The organism is Streptomyces sp. NPDC020996 (assembly GCF_040641355.1).
Classification (GTDB): domain Bacteria; phylum Actinomycetota; class Actinomycetes; order Streptomycetales; family Streptomycetaceae; genus Streptomyces.
In genome coordinates this window covers 26,212-48,386 of record NZ_JBFADM010000056.1, presented here as the reverse complement: position 1 = coordinate 48,386, position 22,175 = coordinate 26,212, and the positions used below count along the sequence as shown (strand labels likewise).

Here is a 22,175-nt window from a genome sequence, read left to right as displayed (position 1 = left end):
CTATGGCCCCCATCCCCGGCAGCGGCCTGGCCAAGGGTCTGGCCGTCACCCTCCGCACGATGACGAGGAAGACCGTCACCGCGCAGTACCCCGACGTCCAGCCCGACCTCCCGCCCCGCACCCGCGGCGTGATCGGCCTGTTCGAGGAGAACTGCACGGTCTGCATGCTCTGCGCCCGCGAGTGCCCGGACTGGTGCATCTACATCGACTCCCACAAGGAGACGATCCCGGCGACGACCCCCGGCGGCCGCGAACGCAGCCGCAACGTCCTCGACCGCTTCGCCATCGACTTCTCCCTGTGCATGTACTGCGGTATCTGCATCGAGGTCTGTCCTTTCGACGCCCTGTTCTGGTCCCCGGAGTTCGAGTACGCCGAGACCGACATCCGCGACCTCACCCACGAGCGCGACAAACTCCGCGAGTGGATGTGGACGGTTCCCGCCCCGCCCGCCCTCGACCCCGGCGCGGAGGAACCGAAGGAGATCGCCGCCGCCCGCAAGACCGCCGAAAAGCTCGCGGCCCAGCAGGCCGAGCAGGCGCAGCAGGCCCAGCAGGTCGAGCAGGCCCCGCCGGACACCGCACCGCAGGCGGACGAGCAGGCCCGCGCCGCCGAGCAGCCCGGCCGCGCGGTGGGCGACTCCGCGCAGCAGACCGACCGGCCGGGGCAGGAGGGACAGCCGTGACCTTCGTCTCCGCCGTGGCGGCCACCGCGACGGCCGCCCACACCACGACCACGACGGCCGCAACCCGCGGTTTCCTCTCCCCGACGGGCGTCGAGATCGCCTTCGTCCTCGTCGGCCTGGTCACCCTCGGCGCCGCCCTCGTCACCGTCACCACCCGGCAGCTCGTGCACGCCGCCCTGTGGCTGGTCGTGGCCCTCGGCGGCCTGGCCGTCGAGTACCTGCTGCTCACCGCCGAGTTCATCGCCTGGGTGCAGGTCCTCATCTACGTCGGTTCCGTCGTCGTCCTCCTGCTGTTCGGGCTGATGCTCACCAAGGCCCCCATCGGCCGCTCCCCGGACGCCGACTCCGGCAACCGCTGGGCCGCCCTCACGGTCGCGGTCGCCGCCGCGGCCGCCCTGGTCTGGGTCGTCGTCGACGCGTTCCGCACCACCTGGATCGACCTGGACGGCCCGGCCGCCGGCTCCACCGAGGCCACCGGAGCGAGCCTCTTCCAGAACTGGGTCCTCCCCTTCGAGGCCCTCTCCGTGCTCCTCCTCGCCGCGCTGGTCGGCGCGATCGTCCTGTCCCGCAAGGCCAAGGCCGAAGGCGCCGAACAGACCGCCAAGGGTGGTGTCCGCTGATGCACCTCGCCTATCCCGCCGTCCTCTCCGCCCTCCTGTTCTGCACGGGCCTGTACGGCGTCCTCGCCCGCCGCAACGCGATCCTCGTGCTGATGTCGGTCGAGCTGATGCTCAACGCCGTCAATCTCAACCTGGTCGCCTTCGACGTCTGGCTCAGCAGGACCGTCGAGGAGACCCTGCACTCCGGCCAGGCGCTGACCCTCTTCACCATCGCCATCGCCGCCGCCGAGATCGGCATCGGCCTGGCGATCGTCCTCGCCGTCCACCGCAATCGCGGCAGCGCGGACATCGACAAGCTCCGCGACAGCGCCGAGGGCCACGGGCCCGACGACCCCGACAGCGACGCCGCCGCGTCCGACCAGGCCGGACAGGCCGGACCGACCGAGCAGGCCGAGAAGGCTGAGGCCTCCGCGTGACCACGACCACCCTCGCCGTCCTCGTCCCCCTCCTGCCGTTCCTGGGAGCGGCCGCGGGCCTGCTCCTGGGCCGATCGGCGCCCGGGTTCGTACGCCCCCTCGCCGTCCTGCCGCCCCTCACCTCCCTCGTGCTGGCCGTACTGGTCGCCGCGCGTCAGGGCGGCGGCCGCGCCGTCGACGCCGTCTCCGAGCTCACTCCCACCGGCTCGGTCCCGGTCGAACTCGCCTTCCACATCGACGGCTTCGCCGCCCTCGTCGCCGTCCTGGTCGGCGTCGTCGCCTCGTGCGTGCAGATCTACTCCACGGGCTACCTGCGGGACGACCCGCGCTACCCGTCGTACGCGGCCCTCGTCTCCCTGTTCACCTCCGCGATGCTGCTCGTCGTCTACTCCGGCGACCTGATCGTGCTGCTGGTCGGCTGGGAGATCATGGGCATCTGCTCGTACTTCCTCGTCGGCCACTACTGGGAGACCCCGGAGGCCCGCGCCGCCTCCATCAAGGCCTTCCTGGTGACCAAGCTCGGTGACGTCCCCTTCCTGATCGGTCTTTTCGCGCTCGCCACCGAAGCCGGTTCCTTCCGCATCACGAGGATCCTCGGCACCGTCGCGAGCGGCGGACTCGACCACCCGACGCTGATCGCCCTGCTGCTCCTGGCCGGCGTGGCGGGCAAGTCGGCCCAGTTCCCGCTGCACACCTGGCTCCCCGACGCCATGGCGGGCCCCACGCCCGTCTCCGCGCTGATCCACGCCGCGACCATGGTCGCCGCCGGTGTCTACTTCATCGCCCGTCTCCTCCCCGTCTTCCAGGCCTCCTCGGCCGCGATGGTCGTCCTCGCCGTCATGGCCGCCGTCACGATGCTCGGCTCCGGTCTCGCCGCCCTCGCCCAGGACGACATCAAGCGGGTCCTCGCCTACTCGACGATCGGCCAGCTCGGCTACATGACCGGCGCCCTCGCCGTCGGCGACCGGTCGGCCGCCGTCTTCCACCTCCTGTCCCACGGCGCCTTCAAAGCGCTGCTGTTCCTCGCGGCAGGCGTGATCATCCACGCCGCCGGCACCAACTCGCTGGCCGCCATGTCCCGCATGCGCCACCTGCGCGACCGCGTCCCCGACGCCTACTGGACGATGACCGTGGCGCTCCTCGCGCTCGCCGCGATCCCGCCGTTCAGCGGCTTCTTCTCCAAGGAGTCCGTCCTCGGCGCCGCCGAGCACGTCGCCACCGGCCACACCGAGCACGCACCCGGAGCGGCGGGCTGGACCGTCCTCGTCGCCGGACTGCTCACCGCGCTGCTCACCGCTGCGTACGCGACGCGCCTGTGGCTGCTGGCCTTCCGCGGACACGGCGCGGAGGCCCCGGACCACGGCCGCCAGCCCCTCACCATGACCGTCGTGCTCTGGGTGCTCGCCGTCCCGTCCCTCGCCTTCGGCGGGTTCGCCTTCCGGGTCCTGCCCGACTGGTTCGACGGCCGTGACCTCGCCCCGACCCTGACCACCTCCGTCCTCGGCACGGGCGTGGCCCTCGTCGGCGGCATCGTCACCTACGCCGCCTGGCGGCACACCACGGCGCTCGCGGCACGCGAACCGCTCGGCGCGGTCGCCGCCCACCCCGAGGGCGACGCCGGGCACGTCGAGGCCGCAGCCATCGCCGCCCACGCACCCGCGTACGGAGGCGTCGCCCACGCACCCGACCCGGCCGACCCCGGACGGTTGCTGCTCGGCCCGCTGCACCGGCACGCGGCCGTCGGCTTCCGCCTCGACGCCGTGTACGCGGCCCTCTTCGTCCGCCCGGTCCAAGCCGCGGCGGATCTCGTCCGGTTCCTCGACCGCGAGGTCGTCGAGACCTACGTACGCGGTGCGGGCGCCCTACCCCGTCTGCTGGGCGCTGCCGTACGGCGCGCCCAGACCGGCAATGTGCAGACCTATGTGAGCGCGCTGCTCGCCGGCACCGTCGTCCTGGTGGTCGCCGCCGTCCTCGTCGCCACGGGAGCGTGAGCAGGCGTGATCGATATCAGCGAGTCCGTGATGCAGTTCCTTCTGGCGTTCGTCGTCGTCGGCCCGCTGCTCGGCGCGGCCGCCGCTCTCCTGCCGGCCCCGCCCGGGCTGAAGGGGAAGTCGCCCGAGCAGGCCGTGCTGCGGCACGGCGTGACCGTGACCGGCGTGGTCCTCGTCGCCGCGATCGTCCTCGCGCTCGGCTTCGACCACGACCATCCGTCGAAGATGCAGGCCACGACCGACATCAGCTGGATCCCCGCACTCCACGTGCGGATCCACCTCGGCATCGACGGCATCTCCCTCCCCCTTCTGGTCCTGACCGCGCTGCTGACCTTCCTCTGCGCGCTGTACTCCTACTTCAAGATGCCCGCGGGCCCGACCCCGAAGGCGTTCGTCGCACTGCTGCTCGTCCTCGAGTCCGGCACCCTCGCGACCTTCGCCGTCCTCGATCTGCTGCTGTTCTTCCTCGCGTTCGAGACGGTGCTCATCCCGATGTACTTCCTCATCGCCCGCTGGGGCGGCGAGGGACGCCAGGCCGCCGCCTGGCGCTTCATCCTCTACACACTGCTCGGCTCGGTCGTCATGCTGCTCGGCCTGCTCCTGATCGGAATCAAGGCGGGCACGTTCGACATGATGGCACTCGCCACTGACAACGGCCGGTCGCTGACCACATCCGTGCAGGTCATCGCCGTTCTGGCGATCGGGATCGGGCTCGCCGTCAAGACGCCGATGTGGCCGCTGCACAGCTGGCTGCCCGACGCGCACACCGCCGCGCCGACCGTCGGCTCGGTCCTGCTCGCCGGCGTCCTGCTGAAGATGGGTACGTACGGTTTCGTCCGCATCCTCCTTCCGGTGGCCCCGGACGGCTTCCACACCTTCGCGCCCTACCTCGCCGCCTTCGCCGTCGTCGGGATCATCTACGGATCGCTGGCCTGTCTGGCCCTCGCCAAACAGGGCGCGAAGGGCGACCTCAAGCGCCTCATCGCCTACTCCTCCGTCGGCCACATGGGCTTCGTCCTGCTCGGCATCGCCACCATGTCCCCGACCGGCGTGAACGGCGCCCTGTTCGCCAACATCGCCCACGGCCTCATCACCGGCCTGCTGTTCTTCCTGGTCGGCGCGCTCAAGGACCGCACCGGCACCACCGACCTCGACACCCTGGCCCTCCCGTCGCCCGACCACCGCCCCTCAACGAGCGGCTCCGCCGCGCCGAATGAATTCCGGACCGGCGCCGGCCTCTACGGCAAGGCCCCGCGCCTCGGCGGCCTGCTGGCGTTCGGCGCCGTCGCCTCGCTCGGCCTGCCCGGCCTCGCCGGCTTCTGGGGCGAGATGCTCGCCCTGTTCGGCGCCTTCGAACCCGCCGCGGACCTCAGCCGCCCCGCCTTCCTCACCTTCATGGCCATCGGCGCGTTCGGCACGCTGCTGACGGCGGCGTACATGCTCGTCGTGGTCCGCCGCGTCTGCATGGGCGCCGTACCGCAGCAGGCGCCGGCCCTCGCCGACGTCCACGCCTACGAGTTCGCGGCGTGGACGCCGCTCGTCGCCCTCACCGTCGTCGCCGGACTGTGGCCCAAGGTTCTCCTCGGTCTCACCGACCCGGCCGTGCAGCAGCTCCTCGCAGGAGGCACCCGATGAGCCACCTCGCCCAGCCGGCGGCCGCGAACCTCGTCCAGTCCGTCGACTGGCTCGCCATCGCGCCGCCCACCCTCGCCGCGGTCGTCGCCCTCGTCGTCCTGGTCGCCGACCTGTTCGTCGGCGAGGCCAGGAAACCGCTGCTCGGCTGGGTCTCCGTCGCCGGACTCGCCGCCTCCGCGGCCCTGCTGCTGCCCCTCCTCGACGGCGACCGCTCCACCTTCTGTCTGAAGGACGGCGCCGGCGCCTGCAGCTACACCGCGGACCGCTTCACCCTCGTCATCCAGTTCCTCGTTCTCGGCGGCGCCCTCCTCTCCGCCCTGCTGTCGGTCACCGCCCTGAAGGACGCCGACCGGCGGCTCCCCGAAGGGGAGTACTGGTTCCTGCTGCTGTCCTCGGCGGCCGGCGCGGCCCTCCTGCCCGCCTCCCGTGACCTCGCCACCCTCGTCGTCGCCCTGGAGGTCGCCTCCCTGCCCGCCTTCGCCCTGGTCGGCATCCGGCACGGCGACAAGAAGTCCTCCGAGGCGGCCCTGAAGTTCTTCCTGTCGTCGGTCACCGCCACCGCCGTCAGCCTCCTCGGCATCAGCTTCGTCTACGCCTCCACCGGCACCCTCTACCTCACCCAGGTCGCCGGCCGGATCCAGCACGTCGACGGACAGCTGCACACCCTCGCCCAGACCGGCGTCGTCCTCACCCTCGTCGGCTTCGCCTTCAAGACCGCCGCGGTGCCCTTCCACTTCTGGGTGCCGGACACCTACGTGGGAGCGCCCCTGCCGATCGCCGCCTACCTGTCGGTCGTCGGCAAGGCGGTCGGCTTCTCCGGCCTGATCCTCGTCACCGTCGTCGCCTTCCCGTCGTACGCCGACGTCTGGGGTCCCGCCCTCGCCGCCCTGGCCGCGCTCACCATGACCGTCGGCAACGTCGGCGCCCTGCGCCAGCAGGCCACGCGCGCGTACAGCGCCGTACGCCTCCTCGCCTGGTCGTCCGTGGGCCAGGCCGGCTACCTCCTGGTGCCGATCGCCGCGGCCGCCTACTCCGACGACGCCGAGCGCTCGGTCGGCTCCACGCTCGCGTACGCCCTCATGTACGCCGCCGTCAACCTCGGCGCCTTCGCGGTGGCCGCCCTGGTGGGCCGCACCCGGTCCGCCAACCGCATCACGGACTACCGCGGCCTCTACGCGAGCAACCCGCTCGCCGCCCTCCTGCTGGCCTTCTTCCTGCTCTGCCTGGCCGGCCTGCCGCCCGGCGTCATCGGCCTGTTCGCCAAGGTCACCGTGTTCTCCGCGGCCGTCGACGCGGGACTCGGCTGGCTGGCCGTGGTGATGGCGGTCAACGTCGTGATCGCGCTCTTCTACTACCTCCAGTGGACCGCCCTGCTGTTCCGGACCCCCGAAGGCGAGCCCGTCAGCCACCGCCTCCCGGCGCCGCTCACCGCCGCCGTCACCCTCACCGGCGTCGTCGGCGTCGCCCTGTCCGGAGCCCCCCAACTCGTCCTGCGGTTCGCCGACACGACGCTCTTCTGAGCCTCCGGCGCTCCCGGCCGTCCGACCGCGCCCCTCACCTCACCCGGACGGCTCAACGGGCAGCCCGCGCGCACAAGGGAACTAGCGACCCTCGCCTGGCGTTGACCAGAGCGGGAGGGTCCACTGGACGTGACACCACGGCACCGGTGGCTCGGAGACAGCGAGCAAGATCCGCAAGCAATGGGTTCCCCTGCTGCACCACATGGAGGGCGTACCGTGCACCGCCGGCACAACGGACTGAGGACCGCAGTACTCCTCGGGGGACTGTCCGCCCTCATCATCGTCATCGGCAGCTTCTTCGGCCGCACGGGGCTGGTCGTCGCGGTCCTGGTCGCGCTGGGCACGAACGCGTACGCGTACTGGAACAGCGACAAGCTGGCGCTACGCGCGATGCGCGCCCGCCCGGTGAGCGAGTTCGAGGCCCCGGCGCTCTACCGCATGGTCCGAGAGCTCTCCACCCAGGCCCGTCAGCCCATGCCGCGCCTGTACATCTCCCCTACGGAGGCCCCCAACGCCTTCGCGACCGGCCGCAACCCGCGCAACGCCGCCGTGTGCTGCACCGAAGGCATCCTGCGCATCCTCGACGAACGCGAGCTGCGCGGTGTCATCGGCCACGAGCTCAGCCACGTCTACAACCGCGACATCCTGATCTCGTCGGTCGCCGGCGCCCTCGCCTCCGTGATCATGTTCCTGGTCAACTTCGCCTGGCTCATCCCGATCGGCCGCTCGGACGACGACGACGGCCCCGGCCTCCTCGGCATGCTGCTGATCATGATCCTGGGCCCGCTCGCGGCGAGCCTGATCCAGCTGGCCATCAGCCGCTCCCGGGAGTACGAGGCCGACGCGTCCGGCGCCCAGCTCACCGGCGACCCCCTCGCACTCGCCGGCGCCCTGCGCAAGCTGGAGACGGGCACCAAGCAGCTGCCGCTGCCGCCCGAGCCGCGCATCGAGACCGCGAGCCACATGATGATCGCGAACCCCTTCCGCCCCGGCCAGGGGCTCTCCAAGATGTTCTCGACGCACCCGCCGATGGCGGAACGTATCGCCCGGCTCGAGAAGATGGCAGGTCGTCTCCAGTGAAAACCATCCTGAACGTCATATGGCTCGTCCTGAGCGGCTTCTGGCTGTTCCTCGGATACCTGGCGGCGGGCATCCTCCTGTGCGTCACCATCATCGGCATACCGTTCGGCGTCGCGGCCTTCCGCATCGGCGTCTACGCCCTGTGGCCCTTCGGGTACACGACGGTCGAGCGGCGCGACGCCGGTGCGCCCTCCTGCCTCGGCAACGTCCTCTGGCTGGTCCTCGCGGGCTGGTGGCTGGCGATCGCGCACATCGTCACGGGCCTCGCGTTGTGCGTCACCATCATCGGGATCCCGTTCGGTATCGCCAACTTCAAGCTGATCCCGGTCTCGCTGATGCCGCTCGGGCGCGAGATCGTGCGGACGGACCAAGCCTTCGCATCGCGCTGAGCAGGGGCGATGCCGTCAGGGGCGGCCCGTCCGCCCCCGTCCGGGTGACCAGGTTTTCCACAGCCCGACGGCTGTCCACAGGCCGGCCCGGTTGTCAGTGCCGCGCTGCATCATGAACCCATGACCGAGAACGGGCAGTTGCCGGCACGAGTGGCCGAGAAGGCGCGGAACACCCGTCCCTGGGGCTGGACTTCGCTCCCTGCCCCCGTCGACGCGGCCACCCTGACCCGCGCCGAGGCAGCCCTGGGCTTCCCCCTGCCCCCGCTGCTCGCCGACCTCTACCTGCGGATAAGAGACGGCGGATTCGGTCCGGAGTACGGCCTGTTGCCCCTGCTCGACGGCCCGCCCGCCGGCGAGCCCGCCGCCGTCGTGCAGTACCTCGCCAACCGCGCCGACGCCCGCAAGAACCCCGACTGGCCCTGGCCCGAGGGCGTCCTGCCGATATCCCACTGGGGCTGCGCCATGTACGCGTGCGTGGACTGCCACAGCCCTCAGGCGCCGGTCCTGCTCTTCGAGCCGAACGCGGACGACGCCGACCACGCCTGGTTCATCGACGCTCCGAGCCTCACGGAATGGCTGCGCGCCTGGGTCGACGGCACGGGCTGGTACGAGGAGACGAACGAGGACATGGACCTGGCGCCCTGGACCGACGTCCGCATACGCACGACACGGACGGGAGCCTGACGCGGGCCCGAGGCGGCACAGGACGGCAGCACAGGACGACCGCGCACGCGCGGCGGTGCCCGCGGCAGTGCGCCCGGCGGTGCGCCCACATCGTCGACCGCCGGCCCGGTCCGTCAGGTGTCGCCCCCTGCCCCTCCCCGCGCCCTCGGCACGTCCCACAGCCGTGACCCCCCATCCCGCGCCCGCCCCTTGCCCCGGCGCGCTACCGGGCGGTCATCCACCGTCGCGCCCAGAACGCGACCACACCCACCACCAGCACACCAGCGCCCACGACCACCGACACGGCCGGCAGCGAGAAAGCCAGGACCACGCAGCCGAAGAGGCCGAGCGCCGGCAGCGCCCGCGCCGTCGCAGCCCGGTCGAGGGTCCAGGCCGAGGCGTTGGCCACCGCGTAGTACGCCAGCACACCGAAGGAGGAGAAGCCGATGGCGCCCCGCACGTCCACCGTGGCGGCGAGCACGGCCACCAGCGCGCCCACGGCCAGTTCGGCCCGGTGGGGCACCTGGAAACGGGGATGCACGGCCGACAGCGCGCCGGGCAGGTGCCGGTCCCTGGCCATGGCCAGCGTGGTCCGCGAGACGCCCAGGATCAGGGCGAGCAGCGAACCCAGCGCGGCCACGGCGGCGCCGACCCGCACCACCGGCGCCAGCCCCGGCACCCCGGCCGCCCGCACCGCGTCGGCCAGCGGAGCGGCCGCGTGCCCGAGCCGGTCGGCACCCAGCACGGAAAGGACGGCCACCGCCACGCTCGCGTACACGACGAGCGCGATGCCCAGGGCCAGCGGGATCGCCCGCGGGATGGTGCGCGCCGGATCCCGCACTTCCTCGCCGAGCGTGGCGATGCGCGCGTACCCGGCGAACGCGAAGAACAGCAGACCGGCCGCCTGCAGCACCCCGCCCGCGCCGCCGGACGCCCCGACGTCCAGCCGTCCGGCGTCGGACGCGCCGGAGCCCAGACACACGACCACCACGGAAGCGAGGACAGCCAGGACCACCGCCACGATCGCCCGTGTCAGCCAGGCGGACTTCTGGATGCCGCCGTAGTTCACCGCGGTCAGCGCCACCACGGCCGCGACGGCGACGGCGTGCGCCTGCGCGGGCCACACGTACGTCCCCACGGTGAGTGCCATCGCCGCACAGGAGGCCGTCTTCCCGACCACGAACGACCAGCCCGCGAGATAACCCCAGAACTCCCCGAGCCGCTCGCGCCCGTACACGTAGGTGCCGCCCGACGCCGGGTAAACGGCGGCCAGCCGTGCCGACGCCGTGGCGTTGCAGTAGGCGACCACGGCGGCCACCGCGAGCCCGAGCAGCAGCCCGGACCCGGCCGCGCGTGCCGCGGGCCCCAGTGCGGCGAAGATCCCCGCCCCGACCATCGAGCCGAGCCCGATCACGACGGCGTCCGCCACGCCGAGAGTGCGCCGTAGTTCGGGAGTTTCGGCGGCCGAACCGGACTGTGTCATTTCTCGCACCCTACTGATCAGCGCAACCGGGGGATGCCGCGGTGACGTCCTCCTCGACAACGCAGCGCGAACACAGGCGCGGCACGACGCACAGCGGGCCCGGACCGCAGTCACAGGACCGGGACGGTGCGGGCACAGCAAAGAAGGGCAGGTTCACGGCATGACCATCATCAGCTGGATCCTCCTGGGGCTGTTGGCCGGGGCCATCGCCAAGTTCCTGCTGCCGGGCCGCGACCCGGGCGGCTTCATCGGCACGACGCTCATCGGCATCGCGGGCGCGTTCGTCGGCGGCTGGATATCGGCCCGTTGGCTGGACCACCCGATCACCAAGGACTTCTACGACGGTGCGACCTGGGCCGCGGCGATAGGCGGTTCACTGGTCCTGCTGATCGTCTACCGGATCCTGTTCGGCAACTCGCGCGACTGAGCGCGCCCTGAACCGCGGCCGGCAGCGGGGAAGGACGGGCCCCTGTCGGGCATACGCCCTCCCCTGCCGTCGGCACGCAAGCCTCCCCGGTCCCAACCTCCGGCATCCGCCGCGCAGTTGCCGACGGCGGACGCGGAGAGGGCGCGAGACGGGCACCTCGGCCCGGCTCACGCCCTCTCCGTGCCGGGGGCACCGGCCGGTGACTCGCTCACCGATAGTTGACGAACTGCATCGCGAAGTCGAAGTCCTTGCCCTTCAGGAGGGCGATCACGGCCTGCAGGTCGTCCCGGCTCTTGGAGCTGACCCGCAGTTCCTCGCCCTGCACCTGGGCCTTGACGCCCTTGGGGCCCTCATCGCGGATGATCTTCGCGACCTTCTTCGCGTTCTCCTGGGAGATGCCCTCCTGGATCGACGCGAAGATCTTGTACTCCTTGCCGGAGAGCTGGGGCTCGCCCGCCTCCAGGGCCTTCAGCGAGATGCCGCGCTTGATCAGCTTGGACTGGAAGACGTCGAGGACGGCCTTGACGCGGTCCTCCGAGTTCGCCTCCATCAGGATCTTCTCGCCGGACCACGAGATCGAGGCACCCACGCCCTTGAAGTCGTAGCGCTGTGAGATCTCCTTGGCGGCCTGGTTGAGGGCGTTGTCGACCTCCTGCCGCTCGACCTTCGAGACGATGTCGAAACTGGAGTCGGCCATGTCCTGTGGCTCCTTGTATCAGAGTGCGTATCGGGTGCGTGACGGCGTACGTGGGGGCGACCGCCGAGCCCGGCGTGATCCGGGCCGCATCCGGACAAGCCTAGTCACCTGCCGCCCTCCGGGAGCAGATCAATCGGGTGGCGAAGCACCCCTGTGCATCGGGTATTGTTTACGTCGTTGCCAGGGAGCACCGCCGAAAAGCGGTTCACCCGGCATCAACCCCGGCGGTGTGCCCGAGCGGCCAAAGGGAGCAGACTGTAAATCTGCCGGCTCAGCCTTCCCAGGTTCGAATCCTGGCGCCGCCACACTGGGGAAGACCCCCTCCGAACTGCGACAAAGCAGAGCGGAGGGGGTCTCTTCATGTTTCAGGGTGATCTTTCGCGCGCCGGCGCCCTGGGCCGTCGCCGTCGCCGTAGGCGGCCCAGGGCGTGGCAGTTACCTCGTGATCGTCACCCGGAGAGAGGCCAGGTCCGGGCTCGGGGCGGGCTCGTTGCTGCCGGCGGACAGCGGCTGAGCAGCCGTGGTCTGTGACACCACGCCCTTGTAGTACGGCGTGTAGACGTAGTGGGTGCCCACTCCGATGGCCGCACCGATCTTGGGGACGACGGACGCGTCGACCGACGCCCCGCCGCCGAAGACGGCCACGTGGTACATGCTCGACGACATGCGCATCAGGTACCGCTTGGTGTCGTACGGCAGCGAGGTGGGGTCGGTCCACAGCAGCGGACCGTACGTGGTCATCGCCGACGACGCGGAGACACCGTCGCGCCAGCTGCCCACGGAGGCCACCGCGGCGTTCGAAGGCAGCGACCACCACAGGTCGGCGAGCCGCATGGCGTTCGACTGCGGAGTGGCGCCGGCGACCCGGTAATAGCTGTACTTGCTTGGCCAGCTCGGCATCTTGCCGGCGTTGTACGCCTTGGCCAGCGCCGACTCGGCGTCGGTCCCCACCGTGATGATTTTCGTCGTGCTCGGGCTGTACTTGTTGAGGTACCCGTAGACCGACGACGTCATGGTCGTGCCGTCGGTCAGCAGGACGCTCGCGGTTCCGGAACCGCCCATGGAACCGGCGGCGGAGCTCGCTGCCAGGGCGTTGTGGTAGTCGGTGCCGGTTGCCAGGAAGATGTACTTCGGCGTGCTGGTGACGGTCTTCGCCACGGCCACCGAGGTGGAGTAGCGCGAGGTGCCGGACAGCCGCTTGGCCACGTATCCGAGCGACGTCACCTTGGACGCCACCGTGCTGTTGAGGATCGTGCTCCCGCCGATCAGGTAGACCGTCTTGCCCTTCGGCAGCATGCGCTTGAGTTCCGTCTGCACCGAGGAGTCCAGGACCGTGCGGGAGGTCATCAGCACCGGCCCCCGCTTCTTGCCGGCCAGCGATGTCGCGGTCGTGGCGTACGCCGCGTCGGACTTGCTGATGAGCACGGCCGCGTTGGCGTTCTTCAACCCGGGAGTGCTCGTACCGACGGTGTTCCAGGTCCACTTGGACGCGGCGATGTTCGTGCCGTAGTTGTCGGAACCCCAGACACGGGAGATCGCGTTGTCACGGAGCGGCTGCCAGGCGACGTTGGTGCCGTCGGCCATGGGCACCTGGGTCTGCGTACCCGTGCCGAGGTCGTGGATCCAGACCTGCGGGCCCTGGGCGACGTCCGGATTTCCCGAGACGTAGATGTCGTACGCGATCCGGCCGCCCTGTGGCGACCAGGCGGGACGGTAGTGGTCGGTCGCGTCCGTGGTGAGCTGGGTGAGACCGGTGCCGTCGGTCCTGACCGTGAAGATCTGCTCGTGCCCGTCGACCGGCCGGGTGAAGGCCACCGACTGGCCGTCGGGGGAGATGCTCGGCTCGTTGGCGTCGGCGGCCACCTTGGTGAACGCGCCGGAACGGCCGTTGTAGACCCAGACGGCCGGGGCGCCGGCCGTGGCGCAACTCGTCCCCGTCCGTACGAAGGCGAGCATGCCGTTCACCGCGCCGCTCGGCTGGGAGTCGCAGCCGTCGACATCGGTGCCGAACAGGGCCTTGGGCGTACGCGTGCCGTCGGCCGCGGTCAGGCGCAGCCGGCCACCGGCCGTGAAGACGATGTCGCCGCCGCCGTACCAGAAGGTCGGATCCTGCGGATGCCAGCCGCTGCCCGACGGCATGGCGATGCTGATGCCGGTGTCCTCGGAATCGGCCCATGCCGTGCCGATGCGGTCGCCGTTCACGAAGGCGACCTGACTGCCGTCGGCGGACCAGGCGCCCTGGTTTCCGGACGTGCCGAACTGGGAGTGCCAGGACCCGTCGGTGTTGATGAAGTGCATCCAGCCGCCGCCGTCCGTGTACAGCAGCTTCCCGTCGGTGGCGGGCCAGTTGCCGGTGACGGCTGCCGCCGGTCCCGGAAGCGCGGCTACGAGGCCCGCCGCGAGCGCGGCGGCGCCGGTGAGCGCCGCAAGTATGCGGCGTATACGCATGTTCAAGGTGCCCCCACGAGTGAATGGACGGCTGCCGTGCACTCTCCCCCAAGGTGAACGGACGGCGTCGTGATCGTCCGCACGGCAGCGGCGAAACATTAGTGGCGGGCCGCGGCGGCTTTGAAGGCAGGGGGTATGCGGCAAGGGGCTGGGCGGAGGGGGGGACAGGGGGTGCCTGGTGAGAAGTGGTGTGCGGACTCCCACCTCATCCGAGCGGTCGGCTCACCCGTCCAGGAAGCCCAGTGCGTTGTCCGGGCGGCACTGCGGGCAGGGTTTGACGCCCTCGGTGAGTGCGCGCAATGCCTGCTCCCGGCTCGCGGCGCGGCTGCGCCTGGCCGCGTTCCAGCAGCCGCCGACATGGACGTACACCGCGGTCCCGCGGTTCAGGCCCGGTTCGATCAGCCAGTCCGGGACGGGAGGGCGGGCCTTGGCGCCGCGCTGCCGCTCGGCTTCGCGGCGTTCCTCGTCGGCGATCCACCGGCGGGTGCGCTCCAGGTCCCGCACCTGCACGCGCTCCAGGAAGCGGAGCAGGGTGAGTCGCGAGGGGCTGGAGTCGTTCACACGTTCGATTCTATCCAAGCTGTTGATTCTGTGGCCGGGACGGCGTGCTGCAGTGGTGCGGTAGGTCAGGGAGGGCTGTCCGTCCGGTGAAGGCAGGGCGCCACCCCACCGCCGCCCCGCTTGTGCTGCGGTGTCCGCGCCGTTCCGCTACGGGCGAACAACGCATCCCGTGTCAACGGCTTTCACGTACAACCCTCCGGCCCCTCCGACGGTCTTCTCTTCGCCGGCCTTGACGCTGTCATGCCACCTCAGGCCACCCCATGGCATGCCCTGCCGTGCCACGTCGGGTCTGCCGTGGTCGCGCGTCGGGGCGGAGCCGGTCGGCGCGTCGATCGTCGTTCCGGATGCCGTCTCTGGAGGAGCCCGTGCGTAAACGCACTCTGCTGATGTCCGCGACACTGCTGGCCTCGGGACTCACCCCGCTCGTCGCGGCGAGTGCCGGTGCCGCCGCCGGCGCGCCGGGTGACCTGAACAGGGACGGCTACCGCGATGTCGTCGTCTCCGCGCCCGACGCCAAGGTGGCGGGTCACGCCAAGGCCGGTGCCGTGGTCGTGATGTACGGCACCTCGCACGGCATCGACTCCTCCAAGCGCACCCTGCTGACCCAGAACTCCACCGGGGTTCCCGGGACCGCCGAGGCCGGTGACCGGTTCGGCGCCGCCGTCGTCGTGTACGACCTCAACCGCGACGGCTACAGCGACCTGGTCGTGGGCGCCCCCGGCGAGGACGTCGCCGGCGACGACGGCGGCGGCTCGGTCACGGTCGTCTACGGCACCGCGTCCGGCCTGACCAAGGGCAAGACGGTCGACGACCCGCGGCCGAACTCGCACGACGCCTACGGCCGTACCCTCGCCGTCGGCGTCTACAACGGGCTGAACCCGGTCAACGACGGCAAGCTGTCGATCGCCGTCGGCGCCAACGACGCCGAGGTGACCTTCATGCCGGCGGACCTCTCGGCGCAGTCCGGCACCTCCGGCAACGGTTTCGCGTTCAACCCGGCGTACGGCATCGTCGCGATGACCGCGATCGACCTGCCCGACACCGACGACGACCGCCTGATCGTCCACGGCCGGGGCGACTGGGACGGCGGCTGGGGCTACGACGGCACCGGCGACGACCCCCGTACGCACCTCGCCGACCCGGCCGGGTTCCAGGGCGCCGACCTGCCCGCCGGCACCGTGTCGGCCGTCGGCGACCTGAACGGCAACGGCGCTCCCGACCTCGTCATCGGCAACCCCGAGGACCCGTCGCAGAGCCCGGACACCTCACTCGGCGGCCGGGTCACCGTCTACTACGACGCCGGGTACTCGGGCTCCCCGAGCCGGATCCAGACGATCACGCAGGACACGCCGGGGGTGGCCGGTTCCGGCGAGGCCAAGGACCGTTTCGGCGCCTCGGTCGCCATCGGTGACACCGACAAGGACGGCCGGGCGGATCTCGTGATCGGCGCCCCGGGCGAGAACGGCGGCAGCGGCGCCGTCACCGTCGTACGCGGCACCAGCACGGAACTGGACACCGCGCACGCCCGCACCTGGACGCAGAACAGCTCCGGCGTTCCGGGCAGTTCGGAGACGGGCGACGCGTTCGGTGCGGCCGTGCGCGTCGTGGACACCGACAAGGACGGCTACGCGGACCTCGTCGTCGGCGCTCCCGGCGAGAACGGCGGCGCGGGCGCCCTGTGGTCGCTGCGGGGCTCGGCGGCCTCCGTCACCGCGGCCGCCGCGACCAGTGTCAGCACCGGCGGCGTGGGCCTCGGTTCGGCCGGCGCCGGCCGCTTCGGAAGCGTGGTGACCAGCCGGTGACGCGCCCCCGGCCCGTCCACCCCGTCCACCCCGTCCGCTCTGTCCGGTTTGTTCACCCCGTCCAGTCCGTCCACCCCGTCCAGTCCGTCCACCCCGTCCAGTCCGTCCGGCCCGTCCCGTCCGCCCCCGAGCCCGGAGTCGTCATGTCCTCCCGCGCCCCCGTCACCTCCCCCCGCGTCCCGGCTCGCGCCTTCGCCTCGCGGTTCGTCGCCTCCGCCATCGCCGTCTGCGCGGCCGCCACACTGACCGTCGTCGCGCTGCCGGCCGGTCCCGCGGCGGCGGCCGGTGCGCCCTACAAGGGCGCCAACACAACGGCCGTGCAGGACGACTTCAACGGCGACGGCTACCGCGACCTGGCCGTCGGCGCGCCCGGCGCCGCCAACGGCACGGTCGACGCCGCGGGCGCGGTCGTCGTGCTGTACGGCTCGGCCGGCGGGGTCTCGGCCTCCCGCCGCACGGTCATCACGCAGGCCACCGCCGGCATTCCCGGCGCGCCGGAGGAATGGGACGAGTTCGGCAGCGCGGTCGCCTCCGCGGACCTGGACCGTGACGGATACGCCGACCTGCTGATCGGCACCCCGGACGAGTCCGCGGGCACCATGTGGGGCATCGGCTCGCTCACCGTGGTGTGGGGAGGCGCCGGCGGCCTCAAGGGCGGAGCGGCCGTCTCGCCGCCGACCGGCCTGGACGAGGGCTGCGGCTTCGCCGCCGGCGTCGCGGTGGGCGACGTCACGGGCGACGGAGCCCCCGACGTCGCGGTCACCGGCAACTGCGGCGCCACCACGTACAACGGGCCGTTCACCCGCACCGGTGCGCCGGCCCGGCGGGCCTTCGTGAACGACCTCGGCACCAACCGCGGTGTCGTCATGGGAGACGTCGACGGTGACGGAAGGGCCGAGCGCTTCTGGCTGCCCGGTCCCACCGACGGAGACGTCAGCGGGCCCGTCTTCGCCGAGGGGCACGACGGCCGGTACACCGAACTGCCTCTCGCCGACGGCCTGTCCGGCCAGATCGGCGACATCGACGGCGACGGCTACGGCGACCTGGTCACCGGGGTGCCCTACGACGCGTCCCTGACGTCCGGTGCCACCCCGGCCCACCGCGGCGGCGAGATCCAGGTCCTCTACGGCGGCCCCCAGGGCATCACGCCGGACCAGAAGCCGCAGGTCATCCACCAGGACACCGCCGGGGTGCCCGGTGCGGGCGAGGACGGCGACCAGTTCGGTGCGTCGCTCAGCGTCGGCGACACCAACGGCGACAAGTACGCCGACGTCGTCGTCGGCGCTCCGGGCGAGGCGCTGGGATCCGCCAAGGCCGCGGGACAGGCGACGCTGCTGCGCGGATCGGCCGCCGGTCTCACCGCGACCGGCTCCCGCGCCTACACCCAGAACACGGCCGGCGTGGCCGGAACCGCGGAGACCGGGGACCAGTTCGGCGCGGCGACGCACCTCGTCGACGTCACCAAGGACGGCAGGGCGGACCTGGCGGTCGGCGTCCCCGGCGAGAACCTCGACGGTCTGCTGTGGACGGCCCGCGGATCCATGGCCGGCCCCACGACCACCGGTTCTACGACGATCAGCGGAACCGGGGTCGGACTCGGGCGCCGGTACTCGGAGATCGAGTTCGGCAAGGCGCTCCCCGGAGCCCGCTCCACGATCTGACGGCCGGGAGGCGGTCCAGCGCGGTCAGGCGGATTCGGACGCGGAACCGCTGGACGCCTCCTGCGCGGCGCGGCGGTACTCGGCGTTGATGCGCTGAGCCTCTTCGAGCTGGTCCTCGAGGATGACGATGCGGCAGGCAGCCTCGATCGGCGTCCCTCGGTCGACGAGTTCGCGGGCGCGCGCTGCGATCCGCAGCTGGTAGCGGGAGTACCGGCGGTGCCCGCCCTCGGAGCGGAGCGGCGTGATCAGGCGGGCTTCGCCGATGGCTCGGAGGAAGCCCGGGGTCGTGCCGAGCATCTCGGCGGCCCGGCCCATCGTGTATGCGGGGTAATCGTCGTCTTCCAGACGGTCGTTGAGGGGGCTGTCTGCTGTCATTTCACCTCGTTGCGCACGCGTCGAGGGGCCCCTGGTGCCGTGCGGCACCGGGGCCCCGAGGAAATTGAACACCATCTGTCGGCGCTATCGATGCGCCGACCTCGTCTTTCCGCTGTCCGGCTCGTTACGGGCCGGGTGCGGGGATCGCAGCTCCGTGACGGTGGACCACCATCCCATCCGGGTCCTCGCGGTACCCGGTCCGAGGGCGTTCGGGCCGGGCGATCCTGATGGCGTCTGCTCCTCCGTTCCTGTTTCGTCTCTTACTGTCTGCAAGAAAAAGCGTAAGCCTGCGGGAAGCGAATGTCTACTCTGACAAAGGTAGATTTTGGGCTCGGAGGGTCCTGGGCGGACCACGGAGGGTCCCGCTGGACGATGGAGGGCCTGGAGAGACAGTTGTGGGGGGGGGGGGGGCCCCGCCGCGCGGGGCCCCCCAGCAGATTAAGGCGTGGGGCGGTGGGGGGGCGGCCGCCCCGGGGCGTGGCGGGCGCGCTGGGGGGGGCGGTCTCCGCCCCCGCCCCCCCCCCCCCCCCCCCCCCCCCCCCCCCCCACAACTGTTCTTACCGGCGGCGGATTCGCCGGTTCACGCACCCAGCGGGCCGCTGTCGCCCAGCATTGCCGCCGCTGCCTGGAGGGGAGTGAGGTCCTGCGCCGGCTCGGCGGAGGGGGCCGCATGGCAGGTGAAGCCGAGGCGGGTCATGGCGCGGGTGACCTCACCGCTGGTGAAGTCGCGGCGGTCCTGCCGGGTGATGATCTGGCCCACCTGTTTGACGGGGTAGCGGCGGCGGCCGATGGTGACGGACTCTCCCGTGACGAGTTCGGGCGTGACGCCCTTCATCGACTCCAGCACTCCGGCCTTGGTCAGCTCGAACGGGTAGCGGGCGATGATGCAGCGCATGATGCCTCACAGAGGGAAGGGGGAACGGAGGGGGCCCTGGTCAGATGGGTCGGTGGACGGTGTCCACAACGCGTGCGGCTCGTGCGACGCGTGCGGTCTAGGCTGCGGCGAACGGTCCGTCGAGGACGTCCCGTAGCCGAATCCGGTCCGTGTACGTGGCACTCTCGCGGAGGACCACGAGGCGGGCCAGGGTGATCCGGCCCGTGCTCTGGTCGTCCCTGTCGCACAGGGTCAGGTGCTCGACCCGGGCGGCGGCCATGACGGCCAGAGCGACCTCGACGGTCATGTCGTCACGGACCCGCGGTCCGCATGTGTCCACCTCTGCCGGGCTCCCGGGACCGGAAGCCGGCCCACGGTCCTGAATCTGGTCCTGCGTCAAGGTGCCTCCTGATGCGCTGACCCGGACGGACCGGATAGGCCGGACGGGCCGGACGGGTCGTCCGGGCCGGACCGGCTGGACCGGCGGGACAACCGGCGGGGTGAAAGGTACGAACGCGGCAGGCGCCTGGCGCCGCACGGCAGTCACGCAGCCGATCCGTAGGCACGCTGCCGCCGCGGCCTGCGCCGGGCCGCTTCACCGGCCGGGCGGCCCTCGACAGCGCGCTGCCCACGACCGGTTCCGCCACTCCCACCGGTTCCGCCGTTCCCACTGTTTCCGGCGTTTCCGCCACCGTCACGGGCGCCACGAGCCTCACGACGGTCACCACCGCCGCCTGTGCCACGTCCGCCACGGCCGCCACGCCCCCCGCGACTGCGCGACGAGGAGGACGCGCGGCGGGAGCTTTCCGTCTCCGGCGCCGCGATGACGACCGGGACGCCGGAGGGGGTCTGGGCCCCCGTGATGCGGTTCAGTTCCTCGTCGCCCGGGCGCACCTGCGTGATCCGCGGGGTGATGCCTGCCGAGGCCATCAGGCGGCTCATGTCGCGGCGCTGATCGGGCGTCACCAGTGTGACGACGCTGCCGGACTCGCCGGCGCGCGCCGTACGGCCGCCGCGGTGCAGGTAGTCCTTGTGGTCGCTGGGGGGATCGACGTTGACGACCAGGTCGAGGTTGTCGACGTGGATGCCGCGCGCGGCGACGTTGGTGGCCACCAGGACGGTCACGTGCCCGGTCTTGAACTGCGTGAGGGTGCGCGTGCGCTGCGGCTGCGACTTGCCGCCGTGCAGGGCCGCGGCGCGGATGCCGCTGCTCAGCAGGTGCTTGGTCAGCCGGTCCACCGCGTGCTTGGTGTCCAGGAACATGATCACGCGACCGTCGCGCGCCGCGATGTCGGTGGTCGTCCGGTGCTTGTCCGCGTCGTGCACGTGCAGCACGTGGTGCTCCATCGTGGTGACCGCGCCCGCCGACGGGTCGACGGAGTGGACCACCGGGTCGCTGAGGTAGCGGCGGACCAGCAGGTCGACGTTGCGGTCCAGGGTGGCCGAGAAGAGCATCCGCTGACCTTCCGGACGCACCTGGTCGAGCAGGGCGGTGACCTGGGGCATGAAGCCCATGTCGGCCATCTGGTCGGCCTCGTCCAGGACGGTGATGTCGACGTCGTCCAGCCGGCAGTCGCCACGGCCGATCAGGTCCTTCAGCCGCCCGGGCGTCGCGACGACGACCTCCGCCCCGCTCCGCAGCGCGCCCGCCTGCCTGCCGATCGACGTCCCGCCGACGACGGTGGCCAGCCGCAGCCCGAGGGGACGGGCGTACGGGGTGAGCGCGTCGGTGACCTGCTGGGCGAGCTCGCGGGTGGGGACGAGGACGAGGGCGAGGGGCTGGCGGGGCTCCGCGCGTCGTCCCGCGGTCCGGGCCAGGAGGGCGAGACCGAAGGCGAGCGTCTTGCCCGACCCGGTGCGACCGCGGCCGAGCACGTCCCGCCCGGCCAGCGAGTTCGGCAGGGTCGCCGCCTGGATCGGGAACGGTACGGTCACCCCTTCGTGACCGAGCGCGGCCAGCAGCCGCGCCGGCAGGGCGAGTTCGGCGAACGACTCGACGGCGGGCAGCGGAGGAGTGACCGTCTCCGGCAGCGCGAACTCGGCGGGCGCGGACGGTCGGTTTCCGGCTCCCCGCGAGCGGCGCGGGGAGCCGGAGCGGTGGGCGCCGGCGCCCCCTCGGGAGCGGTCGTAGGAGCGGGACGTGCGGGCGCGATTCATGCGGACCTTCCTTGTCGCGGCACATGGCATTGATGCGGCACGTGCAAGGAATTCCCGCAGCGAATGAGCGGCGCAGAGAATTGCGAGAACGAGCCAAAGTCGTCGAAGGGCGGTCGGAGCGACGAGAAAACGCGCCACCGCGGGTGATGCGGAGGGGCCTGCGGTCGGGCGGCCCCTGAATACAGCGAGTCGGGGCCCGCACCCCTAGGCGCGGGCCCCAACTGCGAAGTGTGTGACGGTGCGTATGTCAGGCGGGAACGATGTTCTCGGCCGTCAGGCCCTTCTGGCCCTGAGCGATGTCGAAGGACACCTTCTGGCCTTCCAGCAGCTCGCGGAAGCCCTGGGCGGCGATGTTCGAGTAGTGGGCGAAGACGTCGGCGCCGCCGCCGTCCTGCTCGATGAAGCCGAAGCCCTTTTCCGCGTTGAACCACTTCACGGTGCCAGTAGCCATTTCATTTCTCCTTCGGAGGCGGTGTCGGGAATCCGCCCTGTGCGGGTTCCGTGTCGCCGTGATGATGACGCCGTAGGAAGAAATGAACCTTCTGGCAATCACACCTGCAACTGAGATCGACAGTAGCATGGCGCGACCGGCCCTGCACTGTCGATGATTTCCACCTGGTCCGGTGGTCGGGAATACTCGGTGCGCGCCGTGTCTAATTCTCACTTCGCGAACACAGATATTGACTCGCCGGT

21 protein-coding genes and 1 tRNA gene are annotated in these 22,175 nt (G+C 71.4%); 13 read left to right on the top strand and 9 right to left on the bottom strand.

What is annotated here, in order from left to right:
• Positions 1-2 precede the first annotated feature (2 nt).
• From AB0G63_RS30220 to AB0G63_RS30180, 9 genes are all read left to right on the top strand, one after another.
• Positions 3-683: an NADH-quinone oxidoreductase subunit I gene (locus AB0G63_RS30220; protein WP_360756599.1), complete on the top strand. Its 681-nt coding sequence runs from the start codon at positions 3-5 to the stop codon at positions 681-683.
• A 14-nt stretch (positions 684-697) separates the two neighbouring features.
• On the top strand, positions 698-1,303 hold the full coding sequence (locus AB0G63_RS30215) for an NADH-quinone oxidoreductase subunit J (RefSeq protein ID WP_360756620.1): 606 nt from the start codon (positions 698-700) through the stop codon (positions 1,301-1,303).
• The gene (gene nuoK, locus AB0G63_RS30210; protein ID WP_360756596.1) at positions 1,303-1,719 is read left to right on the top strand and encodes an NADH-quinone oxidoreductase subunit NuoK; all 417 of its coding nucleotides are present in this window, start codon (positions 1,303-1,305) and stop codon (positions 1,717-1,719) included. The genes AB0G63_RS30215 and nuoK overlap by 1 nt, the downstream gene beginning before the upstream one ends.
• The gene (locus tag AB0G63_RS30205; protein WP_360756593.1) at positions 1,716-3,710 is read left to right on the top strand and encodes an NADH-quinone oxidoreductase subunit L; all 1,995 of its coding nucleotides are present in this window, start codon (positions 1,716-1,718) and stop codon (positions 3,708-3,710) included. The genes nuoK and AB0G63_RS30205 overlap by 4 nt, the downstream gene beginning before the upstream one ends.
• Positions 3,711-3,716: 6 nt before the next feature.
• Positions 3,717-5,345 (top strand): NADH-quinone oxidoreductase subunit M, encoded by a 1,629-nt coding sequence (locus AB0G63_RS30200; protein ID WP_360756591.1) that lies wholly within the window; start codon positions 3,717-3,719, stop codon positions 5,343-5,345.
• On the top strand, positions 5,342-6,865 hold the full coding sequence (locus tag AB0G63_RS30195) for an NADH-quinone oxidoreductase subunit N (protein ID WP_360756588.1): 1,524 nt from the start codon (positions 5,342-5,344) through the stop codon (positions 6,863-6,865). The genes AB0G63_RS30200 and AB0G63_RS30195 overlap by 4 nt, the downstream gene beginning before the upstream one ends.
• Before the next feature lie 216 nt (positions 6,866-7,081).
• The gene (gene htpX, locus AB0G63_RS30190) at positions 7,082-7,945 is read left to right on the top strand and encodes a zinc metalloprotease HtpX (protein ID WP_360756585.1); all 864 of its coding nucleotides are present in this window, start codon (positions 7,082-7,084) and stop codon (positions 7,943-7,945) included.
• On the top strand, positions 7,942-8,334 hold the full coding sequence (locus tag AB0G63_RS30185) for a YccF domain-containing protein (RefSeq protein ID WP_324789226.1): 393 nt from the start codon (positions 7,942-7,944) through the stop codon (positions 8,332-8,334). Before htpX ends, AB0G63_RS30185 begins: the two co-directional genes overlap by 4 nt.
• A 120-nt stretch (positions 8,335-8,454) precedes the next feature.
• A complete protein-coding gene (locus tag AB0G63_RS30180) occupies positions 8,455-9,018 on the top strand; it encodes an SMI1/KNR4 family protein (RefSeq protein WP_360756581.1) in 564 nt (187 codons plus the stop codon).
• 202 nt (positions 9,019-9,220) lie between these two features.
• Here the strand turns inward: AB0G63_RS30180 and AB0G63_RS30175 are convergent, their stop codons facing one another.
• Complete coding sequence (locus AB0G63_RS30175; protein WP_360756578.1) at positions 9,221-10,480, bottom strand: APC family permease; 1,260 nt, start codon at positions 10,478-10,480, stop codon at positions 9,221-9,223.
• A 160-nt stretch (positions 10,481-10,640) separates the two neighbouring features.
• On the opposite strand from AB0G63_RS30175, the gene AB0G63_RS30170 reads away from it, so the two are divergent.
• Positions 10,641-10,907 (top strand): GlsB/YeaQ/YmgE family stress response membrane protein, encoded by a 267-nt coding sequence (locus AB0G63_RS30170; RefSeq protein ID WP_360756575.1) that lies wholly within the window; start codon positions 10,641-10,643, stop codon positions 10,905-10,907.
• A 208-nt stretch (positions 10,908-11,115) separates the two neighbouring features.
• Here the strand turns inward: AB0G63_RS30170 and AB0G63_RS30165 are convergent, their stop codons facing one another.
• Positions 11,116-11,604, bottom strand: a complete 489-nt coding sequence (locus tag AB0G63_RS30165) for a YajQ family cyclic di-GMP-binding protein (protein WP_159668438.1) — start codon at positions 11,602-11,604, stop codon at positions 11,116-11,118.
• Positions 11,605-11,827: 223 nt separating this feature from the next.
• Here AB0G63_RS30165 and AB0G63_RS30160 point away from each other — a divergent pair.
• A tRNA-Tyr gene (locus AB0G63_RS30160) sits at positions 11,828-11,909 on the top strand.
• Positions 11,910-12,039: 130 nt separating this feature from the next.
• Here the strand turns inward: AB0G63_RS30160 and AB0G63_RS30155 are convergent.
• Both AB0G63_RS30155 and AB0G63_RS30150 read right to left on the bottom strand, forming a co-directional pair.
• A complete protein-coding gene (locus AB0G63_RS30155; RefSeq protein ID WP_360756617.1) occupies positions 12,040-14,052 on the bottom strand; it encodes a cell wall-binding repeat-containing protein in 2,013 nt (670 codons plus the stop codon).
• Between the two features lie 222 nt (positions 14,053-14,274).
• Positions 14,275-14,613, bottom strand: coding sequence for a DUF6233 domain-containing protein (locus AB0G63_RS30150; RefSeq protein ID WP_360756573.1), 339 nt, complete (start codon positions 14,611-14,613; stop codon positions 14,275-14,277).
• A 365-nt stretch (positions 14,614-14,978) separates the two neighbouring features.
• Between AB0G63_RS30150 and AB0G63_RS30145 the strand changes: the two genes are divergently transcribed.
• Both AB0G63_RS30145 and AB0G63_RS30140 read left to right on the top strand, forming a co-directional pair.
• Positions 14,979-16,415, top strand: a complete 1,437-nt coding sequence (locus tag AB0G63_RS30145) for a hypothetical protein (RefSeq protein ID WP_360756570.1) — start codon at positions 14,979-14,981, stop codon at positions 16,413-16,415.
• A gap of 143 nt (positions 16,416-16,558) precedes the next feature.
• Positions 16,559-18,076 (top strand): hypothetical protein, encoded by a 1,518-nt coding sequence (locus tag AB0G63_RS30140; protein ID WP_360756567.1) that lies wholly within the window; start codon positions 16,559-16,561, stop codon positions 18,074-18,076.
• A gap of 24 nt (positions 18,077-18,100) precedes the next feature.
• Here the strand turns inward: AB0G63_RS30140 and AB0G63_RS30135 are convergent, their stop codons facing one another.
• From AB0G63_RS30135 to AB0G63_RS30115, 5 genes are all read right to left on the bottom strand, one after another.
• On the bottom strand, positions 18,101-18,451 hold the full coding sequence (locus AB0G63_RS30135) for a MerR family transcriptional regulator (protein ID WP_324789217.1): 351 nt from the start codon (positions 18,449-18,451) through the stop codon (positions 18,101-18,103).
• Positions 18,452-19,031: 580 nt separating this feature from the next.
• Positions 19,032-19,346, bottom strand: coding sequence for an SCO5918 family protein (locus AB0G63_RS30130; RefSeq protein WP_360756563.1), 315 nt, complete (start codon positions 19,344-19,346; stop codon positions 19,032-19,034).
• Positions 19,347-19,443: 97 nt separating this feature from the next.
• On the bottom strand, positions 19,444-19,632 hold the full coding sequence (locus AB0G63_RS30125; RefSeq protein ID WP_360756561.1) for a hypothetical protein: 189 nt from the start codon (positions 19,630-19,632) through the stop codon (positions 19,444-19,446).
• A gap of 236 nt (positions 19,633-19,868) precedes the next feature.
• Positions 19,869-21,482 (bottom strand): DEAD/DEAH box helicase, encoded by a 1,614-nt coding sequence (locus AB0G63_RS30120; RefSeq protein WP_360756559.1) that lies wholly within the window; start codon positions 21,480-21,482, stop codon positions 19,869-19,871.
• 247 nt (positions 21,483-21,729) lie between these two features.
• Positions 21,730-21,933, bottom strand: coding sequence for a cold-shock protein (locus AB0G63_RS30115; protein WP_030173817.1), 204 nt, complete (start codon positions 21,931-21,933; stop codon positions 21,730-21,732).
• Positions 21,934-22,175 lie beyond the last annotated feature (242 nt).